The 9,151-nt window shown below is 72.2% G+C and carries 10 protein-coding genes and 1 pseudogene; 6 read left to right on the top strand and 5 right to left on the bottom strand.

Annotation, left to right across the window (positions count from 1 at the left end; all coding sequences use genetic code 11):
* The 4 genes from ACTWQJ_RS39195 to hutU all read right to left on the bottom strand — a co-directional run.
* Positions 1–714 (bottom strand): amidohydrolase family protein (locus tag ACTWQJ_RS39195; protein WP_443311204.1); only part of this gene is annotated, 714 nt, incomplete at its 3' end.
* On the bottom strand, positions 711–2,051 hold the full coding sequence (locus tag ACTWQJ_RS39190) for a formimidoylglutamate deiminase (RefSeq protein WP_443311203.1): 1,341 nt from the start codon (positions 2,049–2,051) through the stop codon (positions 711–713). The genes ACTWQJ_RS39190 and ACTWQJ_RS39195, both read right to left, overlap by 4 nt.
* Positions 2,048–3,265 (bottom strand): allantoate amidohydrolase, encoded by a 1,218-nt coding sequence (locus ACTWQJ_RS39185; protein ID WP_443311202.1) that lies wholly within the window; start codon positions 3,263–3,265, stop codon positions 2,048–2,050. The genes ACTWQJ_RS39190 and ACTWQJ_RS39185 overlap by 4 nt, the downstream gene beginning before the upstream one ends.
* Positions 3,262–4,926, bottom strand: a complete 1,665-nt coding sequence (hutU, locus tag ACTWQJ_RS39180; RefSeq protein WP_443311201.1) for a urocanate hydratase — start codon at positions 4,924–4,926, stop codon at positions 3,262–3,264. The genes ACTWQJ_RS39185 and hutU overlap by 4 nt, the downstream gene beginning before the upstream one ends.
* A gap of 162 nt (positions 4,927–5,088) precedes the next feature.
* Here hutU and ACTWQJ_RS39175 point away from each other — a divergent pair, with 162 nt between their 5' ends.
* The 6 genes from ACTWQJ_RS39175 (at position 5,089) to ACTWQJ_RS39150 (ending at position 8,808) form a co-directional block, all read left to right on the top strand.
* Positions 5,089–6,468, top strand: a complete 1,380-nt coding sequence (locus ACTWQJ_RS39175) for a diaminopimelate decarboxylase (protein ID WP_443311205.1) — start codon at positions 5,089–5,091, stop codon at positions 6,466–6,468.
* A 170-nt stretch (positions 6,469–6,638) separates the two neighbouring features.
* A complete protein-coding gene (locus ACTWQJ_RS39170) occupies positions 6,639–7,031 on the top strand; it encodes a hypothetical protein (RefSeq protein ID WP_443311200.1) in 393 nt (130 codons plus the stop codon).
* Positions 7,028–7,306 (top strand): hypothetical protein, encoded by a 279-nt coding sequence (locus ACTWQJ_RS39165; protein ID WP_443311199.1) that lies wholly within the window; start codon positions 7,028–7,030, stop codon positions 7,304–7,306. The genes ACTWQJ_RS39170 and ACTWQJ_RS39165 overlap by 4 nt, the downstream gene beginning before the upstream one ends.
* A gap of 178 nt (positions 7,307–7,484) precedes the next feature.
* Positions 7,485–7,871: a hypothetical protein gene (locus ACTWQJ_RS39160; RefSeq protein ID WP_443311198.1), complete on the top strand. Its 387-nt coding sequence runs from the start codon at positions 7,485–7,487 to the stop codon at positions 7,869–7,871.
* 67 nt (positions 7,872–7,938) lie between these two features.
* A complete protein-coding gene (locus ACTWQJ_RS39155; RefSeq protein ID WP_443311197.1) occupies positions 7,939–8,418 on the top strand; it encodes a roadblock/LC7 domain-containing protein in 480 nt (159 codons plus the stop codon).
* 15 nt (positions 8,419–8,433) lie between these two features.
* A complete protein-coding gene (locus ACTWQJ_RS39150) occupies positions 8,434–8,808 on the top strand; it encodes a hypothetical protein (protein WP_443311196.1) in 375 nt (124 codons plus the stop codon).
* 7 nt (positions 8,809–8,815) lie between these two features.
* Here the strand turns inward: ACTWQJ_RS39150 and ACTWQJ_RS39145 are convergent.
* A pseudogene (locus tag ACTWQJ_RS39145) lies at positions 8,816–9,151 on the bottom strand (hypothetical protein); the annotation flags it as partial.

Here is a 9,151-nt window from a genome sequence, read left to right as displayed (position 1 = left end):
GATCCAACGGGCGTACGGGGCGCAGGCGTCGAGCATCTCGCCGGTGACCAGGGCGACATAGGCGGCGGGGTCGTCGGCGTAGTCCGGGGAGACGATGTGGGCGCCGAGGTAGGTGACCTCGTCCGTGTGGGCGGCGGCGATGCGCAGGGCGCGGGACTCGTCCTCGACGGTCAGGCCGTAGCCCGACTTGGTCTCGAAGGTGGTGGTGCCCTGGCGGAGGGCCTCTTCGAGGTAACGGGTGAGGTTCGCCTCGAGTTCCTCGTCGCTCGCGGCCCGGGTGGCGGCGACCGTCGTACGGATGCCGCCCGCGCTGTACGGCCGCCCCGACATCCGGGCGTTGAACTCCTGTGTCCGGTCGCCCGCGAAGACGAGGTGGGAGTGGGAGTCGACGAAGCCGGGGATGACCGCCCGGCCACCTGCGTCGACCCGATTGTCAGTGGCGGGTGCTTTGCTTTGATCACCGGTCCACGCGATGCGGTCGCCTTCGATGACGACGGCCGCGTCCTGGATCAGTCCGAGGGGGGAACTGTCACCGAGGGAGGGGTCGTTGGTGACCAGGGCGGCGATGTTGGTGATGAGCGTGCTTGCGGTGCTCGCGGAGTGGGCGGGGCTGACGGTCGTCGCGTTGCTCATGGCGTCCTTGCTGGCCTGGTCGGCGGTGGGGTCGGGTTCGGGGGCGGAGGCGGGCCGCGCGGATCGGCGGCCCGGGGTCATCCGCGCAGGGCTTCGACGGCGTCCGCGAGGGCTTTCGGCACATCCGGTACGAGGGTGTGAACCCCGTCCCGTACGACGTGCCGACCTCCCACGACCGTATGCGACACGTCTGCTGCCGACGCAGCGAATACGGCCGTCTCGGCCCCGAGCCGCGGAAGCGGCCCTGCCGTCCTGACCGAGTCGAGCGCGATCGTCGCGAAGTCGGCGCGTGCGCCCGGCTCCAGGATGCCCGCGTCGTCCCAGCCGAGGGCTGCGTGGCCGTCGGCCGAGGCCGCCCGCAGAAGGGCCGCCGCCGTCCAGTGACCTCGCGTACGGGTGCGCAGCCGCTCGTTCAGCTCCATCGCGCGCGCCTCTTCCAGCAGGTCGATCACGGCATGGCTGTCGGAGCCGAGGGAGAGCGGGGAGCCTTCGTTCTGGAGGGCGACGGCCGGTCCGATGCCGTCCGCGAGGTCCCGCTCGGTCGTCGGGCACATACAGGTGCCGGTGCCGCTGCCGCCGATGAGGGAGATGTCCTCGGCGGTGAGGTGGGTGTTGTGGACACCGGTGGTGCGCGGCCCGAGGACACCGTGCAGGGCGAGGAGCTGCGTCGGGGTGCAGCCGTGGGCCTCCAGGCACGCCTCGTTCTCGGCGGTCTGCTCGGACAGGTGCACATGGAGCGGGGCCCGCCGCTCCTCCGCCCACCGCGCCACGGTCGCCAACTGGTCGGCGGGCACGGCCCGTACGGAGTGAATCGCCGCCCCGACCCGTGCGTGATCCCGTTCCTTGAGAACTGAACAGCGTTCCGCCCAGGCTTCCGCGCTGCCGTCGGAGAAGCGGAGCTGGTGGGTGTTGGGGGGCCGCCCGAAGCCGGAGGACAGGTAGGCGGTGTCGAGGAGGGTGATACGGATGCCGGCTTCGGTGGCGGCCGCGATCAGGGCCTCGCCCATGGCGTTGGGGTCGGCGTACGGGGTGCCGCCCGGGGCGTGGTGGACGTAGTGGAACTCGCCGACGGCGGTGATCCCCGCCAGTGCCATCTCGGCGTACACGGCGCGGGCGAGGGCGTGGTAGGTCTCCGGGGTCAGCCTGTCGGCGAACGAGTACATGACCTCGCGCCAGGTCCAGAAGGTCCCGGAGCCGACCTGGACGGTGCCGCGCAGGGCGCGGTGGAAGGCGTGCGAGTGGGCGTTCGCCAGGCCGGGGAGCGTCAGCCCGCGGAGGATCTCGGCGCCGGGGGGTGGGGCGGGGACGTCGGTGCGGAGGGCGGTGATACGGCCGTCGTCTGTGTCCACGGCCACGCCCGGCTCGACGTGCGTGCCGAGCCAGGCGTGCTCCAGCCAGTACGTCTGCGTCTGCGTCACGAGCAGGCCAGCCCTTCCAGTACGTCGGCGAGTGCGATCACCCCGGCCACGCAGTCGTCCTCGGCCGCGAACTCGGCCGGGGAGTGCGAGACGCCCGTGGGATTGCGCACGAACAGCATGGCGGTCGGAATGCTCCCGGAGAGGATCCCGGCGTCGTGTCCGGCACCGGTACCCAGAACGGGGACCGTGAGGTCGGTGTCCTTGCCGAGGATGCGGGCCAGTTCGTCGCGCAGGGCGTGGTCGAACTCCACGACGGGCGTGAAGGACTCCCGGACGACGTCGAGGTCGACGCCATGCGCGGCGGCGTACTCACGGGCGGCCTTCTCGACGCCGCCGACCACCGCGTCGAGGCTCGCCTGCTCGGCGGCGCGGGAGTCGAGCCAGCCGCGCACCAGGGAGGGGATGGCGTTGACGCCGTTGGGCTCGACGGCGATCTTGCCGAACGTGGCGACGGCACCGGCGAGCTGCGCCTCCCGGCGGGCGGCCAGCACGGTCTCGGCGTACGACAGCATGGGGTCACGCCGGTCCACCAGCCGCGTGGTCCCCGCGTGGTTGGCCTCGCCCCGGAAGTCGAACCGCCACCGCCCGTGCGGCCAGATGGCGCTGGCGATGCCGACGCGGTCGCCGGACAGGTCGAGGGCGCGCCCCTGCTCGACGTGCAGCTCGACGAAGGCACCGATGCGCGCGAGCCGCTCCGGATCCGGTCCGATGGCACCGGGGTCGTACCCGGCGGCCTCCATGGCCTGCGGCAGCGTGACCCCGTCGCCGTCGGCCAGCCGATGCGCCTGCTCGACGGTGAGCTGCCCGGCGGCGAGCCGGGACCCGACGCAGGCGAGCCCGAAGCGGGCGCCCTCCTCGTCACCGAAGTTGACGATGGCGAGGGGCTTGGTGAACCGGGCGTTGCGGTGGCGCAGTTCGTCGAGCGCGGCGAAGGAGGACACGACCCCGAGGGGCCCGTCGAAGGCCCCGCCATCGGGCACGGAGTCCAGATGCGACCCAGTGACGACGGCGTCCCCCTGGGCGGGGTCCCCGAGCCATGCCCACTGGTTGCCGTTCCGATCGACTTCGTACGTCAGCCCACGCGACTCCGCCTGCGCCTTGAACCACTCCCGACACTCACCATCAGCACCGGTCCAGGCGAAGCGACGGTAGCCGCCGGAGGCGGAGCTGCGGCCGATCGGCAACAGCTCCGCCCACATGCTGTGGAAGGTCACGTGTCGTCACCCTCGCGCATGGGAACCCGAACACCGCGCGCATCGGCAACGGATTCCGCGATGTCGTACCCGGCGTCCACATGCCGGATCACGCCCATGCCCGGGTCGTTCGTCAGCACGCGCCGGATCTTCTCGCCCGCCAGTGCCGTACCGTCCGCCACCGTCACCTGCCCCGCATGGATCGACCGCCCCATGCCGACGCCGCCGCCATGGTGAATGGAGACCCAGGACGCGCCCGACGCCACGTTCACCATCGCGTTCAGCAGCGGCCAGTCCGCAATCGCGTCGGACCCGTCGAGCATCGCCTCGGTCTCCCGGTACGGGGACGCGACGGAACCGCAGTCGAGGTGGTCGCGCCCGATGACGATCGGCGCGGCCAGCTCCCCGCTCGCGACCATGTCGTTGAAGCGTTCGCCGGCCTTGTCGCGTTCGCCGTAGCCGAGCCAGCAGATACGGGCCGGGAGTCCCTGGAAGTGGACCCGCTCCCCCGCCATCTTGATCCAGCGGGCCAGGGACTCGTTCTCCGGGAAGAGCTCCAGGATCGCCTTGTCGGTCTTCGCGATGTCGGAGGCCTCACCGGACAGCGCGGCCCAGCGGAAGGGACCCTTGCCCTCGCAGAACAGCGGCCGGATGTACGCGGGGACGAAGCCGGGAAAGGCGAACGCCCGATCGTATCCGGCGAGTTGGGCCTCACCGCGGATGGAGTTGCCGTAGTCGAAGACCTCCGCTCCGGCGTCCATGAAGCCGACCATGGCCTCGACGTGCCGGGCCATGGACTCACGCGCGCGGGTGGTGAAACCGGCCGGGTCCTTCGCCGCGTACGACGCCATGTCGTCGAAGTCGACGCCGAGCGGCAGGTACGACAGCGGGTCGTGGGCCGAGGTCTGGTCGGTGACGATGTCGATGGGGGCGCCCTCGGCGAGCATGCGCGGCAGCAGCTCCGCCGCGTTGCCGAGCAGGCCGATGGACAGCGGGCGCCGGGCGTCACGGGCCTCGACGGCCAGCTGGAGGGCATGTTCCAGCGAGTCGGCGCGCACGTCGAGGTACCGGTGCTCGATACGGCGCTCGATGGCCCGGGGGTCGCAGTCGATGCAGATCGCCACACCGTCGTTCATGGTCACGGCGAGCGGCTGGGCGCCACCCATGCCGCCGAGGCCGGCGGTGAGGGTGATCGTCCCGGCGAGGGTGCCGTTGAACTTCTTCGCGGCGACGGCGGCGAAGGTCTCGTAGGTGCCCTGGAGGATGCCCTGGGTGCCGATGTAGATCCAGGAGCCGGCGGTCATCTGGCCGTACATGGTCAGGCCCAGCTGCTCCAGCCGGCGGAACTCCTCCCAGTTGGCCCAGTCGCCGACGAGGTTGGAGTTGGCGATGAGGACGCGCGGGGCCCACTCGTGGGTCTGCATGACGCCGACCGGGCGGCCGGACTGGACGAGCATCGTCTCGTCCTGCTTGAGGGTCCTCAGCGTGCGGACCATCGCGTCGAAGGAGCGCCAGTCACGCGCCGCCTTGCCGGTCCCGCCGTACACGACGAGCTTGTCGGGGTGCTCGGCGACCTCCGGGTCGAGGTTGTTCTGCAGCATCCGCAGAGCGGCCTCCTGCTGCCATCCCAGGGCGCTCGGTTCCGTACCGCGCGGCGCTCGGACAGGGCGAGGTCCTGACATGGTCTGCCTCCTGATGGATTGCTCCCGGCGGAATGTTGCTGCGGTTATTCACATCCTGGCTTTCTGAATAGACCTAGTCAATACCTTGGCCCCTCGGCGCGGGGGCACGGTGGATGTTTGGCTGGATGCATGGGCTCGGACATCGGCAGAACGGGGAACGGCATGGACAACGGCTACGAGGATCACGTGGGTGGCGGGGAGCGGGCCGCCCGGCGCGACGAGGCGGTACAGGCGGCGGTGGAGCAGGGGCTGCTCGGGCCCGGCACCCCCATCGTCGGTCTGCTCGACATCACCGGCATCCGGGAGTCGGCGGCCGAGCTGCGCGCGGCGTTCGACGCCGTCGTGGCGCCCGGCACGCCGGTGCTGCACGCCTTCGCGGTGAAGGCGACCCCGCTGGTGCCGGTACTGCGGCTGCTGCGCGACGAGGGCGTCGGCGCGGAGGTGGCGAGCCCGGGCGAGCTGGCGCTGGCGCGGGCGGCCGGGGTGGCGCCGGAGCGGACGGTGCTGGACTCGCCCGCGAAGACCCCGGCGGAGCTGCGCGAGGCACTGGCGCTGGGCATCGCCGTGAACGCGGACAACCCGCAGGAGCTGGACCGCATCGACGGTCTCATGAGGTCGGCGCCGAGCCGCTCCCCCATCGGGATACGGGTCAACCCGCAGGTCGGCGGGGGTTCCATCGAGGCGCTCTCGACCGCCACGGCGACCTCGAAGTTCGGGGTGGCGCTGCGGGACGAGGGGGCACGCGAGTGGGTGGTGCGGGCGTACGCGGAACGCCCCTGGCTGACCCGGCTGCACGCGCACACCGGCTCGCAGGGCATCCCGCTGTCCCGGATGACCGACGGCGTGGCGCAGACGTACGCGCTCGCGGAGGAGATCAACCGGCGGATCGGCCGTCGGCAGGTCGACACGATCGACATCGGCGGCGGACTGCCGGTGAACTTCGCCTCGGAGGCGACGACACCGACGTACGCGCAGTACGCGCGGATGCTGAGGGAGGCGGTGCCGGGGCTGTTCGACGGGCGGTACGGGCTGGTGACCGAGTTCGGGCGGTCCCTGCTGGCCAAGCACGGGACGGTGGTGGCGCGGGTCGAGTACGCCAAGAGCGCGGGCGGGCGGCCCGTCGCGGTGACGCACGCGGGCGTGCAGGTCGCGACGCGGACGGTGTACGCGCCGGGGGCGTGGCCGCTGAGGATCGCCGTGTACGACGCGAAGGGGCGGCCGAAGGAGGGGCCGGCGGTGGTGCAGGACGTGGCGGGACCGGCCTGTTTCGCGGGGGACCTGCTGGCCGAGGGCCGTGCGCTGCCGCTGCTGGAGCAGGGGGACTACGCGGCGGCGCTGGACACGGGGGCGTACTACTTCGCCCACCACTACGCCTACAACTCGCTCGCCCGGCCGGGCATTCACGGCTTCGCCCCGGACGGTGCCGGAGGCGTGGCCTTCGCGACCGTACGCACTCCGCAGACCCTCGAGGAGATCGTGGCGGAGTCCGGAGGGGCGCACGCGACCGCGCTCACCACCCTGCGCACGCCGGAACGCCGTTGACGCCGACCGGTGGAGGCGGTTGATCAACTGACCTGAAAACAGGGCCAGTTGACCCACCCTAGTAACGCCGGGGCAAGTTCCACTGGAAAATGCCAGAACTCTCACCCGCCGCACACACGTTGCGTAGCCTCAGGGTTACTCAGCCGAACCCAGGCGGGAGGGGAGTCAGGGTGCCCGGAATCGACGAGTGCCTGCTGGAGGCCATGCGGCTGCCCGGTGCGCGGGGGGCCGCACTGGTCGACTGGACCAGCGGACTGGCCCTGGGCACCGTCGGTGAACCGCCGGGCGGTGACCACGAGACGGCGGCCGCCGAGGCCGCGGAGCTGGCGCGCCTGGCCGCCGAGCAGCGGGCGTTCGCATCCGACGACGGGGAGGAGGCGGCCGATCCGCCGGTCGAGGACCTGATCCTCAGCAACCGGGACAGCTATCACGTGCTGCGGTTCGTGCGGACGTCGTTCGACAGCAGCGTGTTCCTGCATCTCTGGCTGGCCCGCGCGGACGGCAACCTCGCACTGGCCCGTATCCGGCTGGGCGAGATGGCCGGACGGCTGGTGCTGGGATGACGATGGTCGGCACGACCCCACCGCCCCGGCTGCCGGTGCGGAACAAGGCGGCCGGGAGCCGTTCGGGCGGCGTCTCGCCGATGCTGACCCGGCTCGCCGCCGAGCGGGCCACCGGAGTCCTGGTCCGTGAGTGCGGCACGCTGTACCTCACCGAGGGCCAGGTGGTGCACGCCGAGAGCCCGCTCGCCCCCGGACTCGACGTGATCCTCACGGCGCACGGCACGCTCGACGCGGGCCTGGCAGGACGCCGTCGACCGGGCCGACCGGCGGCATGACGCCGACCGCCTGCTGCTCGACGGCGGCCGTCTCGCCCCGGGCGCGCTGGAGCTGTGCCATCTGAGCGCGCTGTACGACGCCGCGTACTTCGTCCTCGCCCCGAGCCGCACGCCGGGCCGCTTCCACTACGGCACCACGCACTGGCTCGGATCGGTCCACCCCGTCCCGGTCACCGCCGTGGAGCACGAGACGCTCCGCCGGCGCAGACTGCTGCACCGCATCTGGCCGGACCCGGCGAGCGACAGCGCACCCCTGGAACGGGTCGACACGGCCGCGGCCCCTGCGGTCGCGCCCCGGCAGAGCGCGGTGCTGGCCCGGGTGGACGGCATACGCACCGCGGCGGACATCGCCCGCGAACTGGGCAGGCCGGCGTTCCAAACCCTGGTGGCGGTGCGGCGACTGGCAGCGGCCGGGTTGGTGGCTCCACGGACGCCGCCGACTCCCGCCGGGGCTGCTTCGGCCACCCGCGCCGGAACCGGAATCGCCGCCGCCGACGGTCCCAGGCCCGCCGCCCCCGACATCGCGCTGCTGAAGAGGGTCAGGGATGCGCTGGAGGCCCTTTGAACGACAGCAACCGCGGCAGCGTGCGCCGCACCACCCATCTCACCCGCCCGCCGAGAGGAGACCCCTGATGGCGGTGGAACCCCCGATACTCGACGAACTCCACCGGCTGAGAACCCGCGTGCCCCAGCTGACCGGCGCCCTCGCCGCCGGCGTGGACGGCCTGGTCATCGCCCACGACACCCCGGGCGTGGAGCCGGAGGGCCTGGCCGCGCTCACCGCAGCCGCACTCGGCGTCGCCGTGCGGATGGCCGACGTGACCGGTCAGGGCGACCTCCGGGAACTGCTCGTTCGCGGGGTGGACGGCTATGTCGCGACGTACGCGGCGGGGCGTACCGCCGTGCTGACGCTGCTCGCCGAGGACCGCGTCAACGTCGGCCGTCTTCACCTGGAAGGCCGCCGCACCGGCGCCCGCATCGGCGAACTGGTCGGCAACGCCGTACGGGACACGGCCCCCGAGCCCCCCGCCAAGCCCGCCCCCGCCCGTCAGAAGGCCGTCCGCACGCCACGAACCCCACGCACCAACACACCCACAACCACGGAAAGTTGAGAGGAAACCACAGCCATGGCCAACACCGAGACCGCGCTGAAAGAAGCACTTGCCTCCATCGAGGGCGCGACCGGAGTCGCCCTCGTCGACTACACCAGCGGCATGGCCCTGGGCACGATGGGCGGCAGCAAGAGCTTCGACCTCAACGTCGCCGCCGCCGGCAACACCGACGTGGTCCGCGCGAAGATGCGCACGATGGAACACCTCGGGCTCAAGGGCCAGATCGAGGACATCCTGATCACGCTGACGGACCAGTACCACCTGATCCGGTTGCTCAGCGGCCGCGGCGGCAACGGGCTCTTCCTCTACCTGGTTCTGGACGCCAAGCGGTCCAACCTCGCCATGGCCCGGCACCAGCTGCGACGGATCGAGGAGGAGCTCGAGGTCTGACGGGCGGTCAGGCCAGTGCGGCAGTGCGGCGACGGGAGCCGCCCGGGGCTGCGTCGCCCGCCGCGATGCCCGTGCTGCGGTACGCCCTGACCGCCTTGCCGGCCGGGCGGCCGCCGTCGCGGGCGAGCCAGTCGACGCGCACCCACAGCAGCGCCTCCTCGGCCCGTTCGCGCCGCCCGAGCCATGCGGCCTTCAGCCACAGTCCCGCACCGGTCCCGGCGAGCAGCATGCCGCCCGCCGCGGGCACGGCGTAGGAGCCGGCGAGCGCGGCTAGGAAGGCGAGCAGCAGCCACCAGCGGTGCCCGCGCCGCCAGTTGCGTACGGTCACCGCGCGGTCCTGGAG

The sequence above is a fragment of the Streptomyces sp. KR55 genome (assembly GCF_052245645.1).
Taxonomy (GTDB): domain Bacteria; phylum Actinomycetota; class Actinomycetes; order Streptomycetales; family Streptomycetaceae; genus Streptomyces; species Streptomyces flavusporus.
The sequence above is the reverse complement of the archived record's forward strand: the minus strand, read 5'-3'. Positions and strand labels throughout refer to the sequence as shown.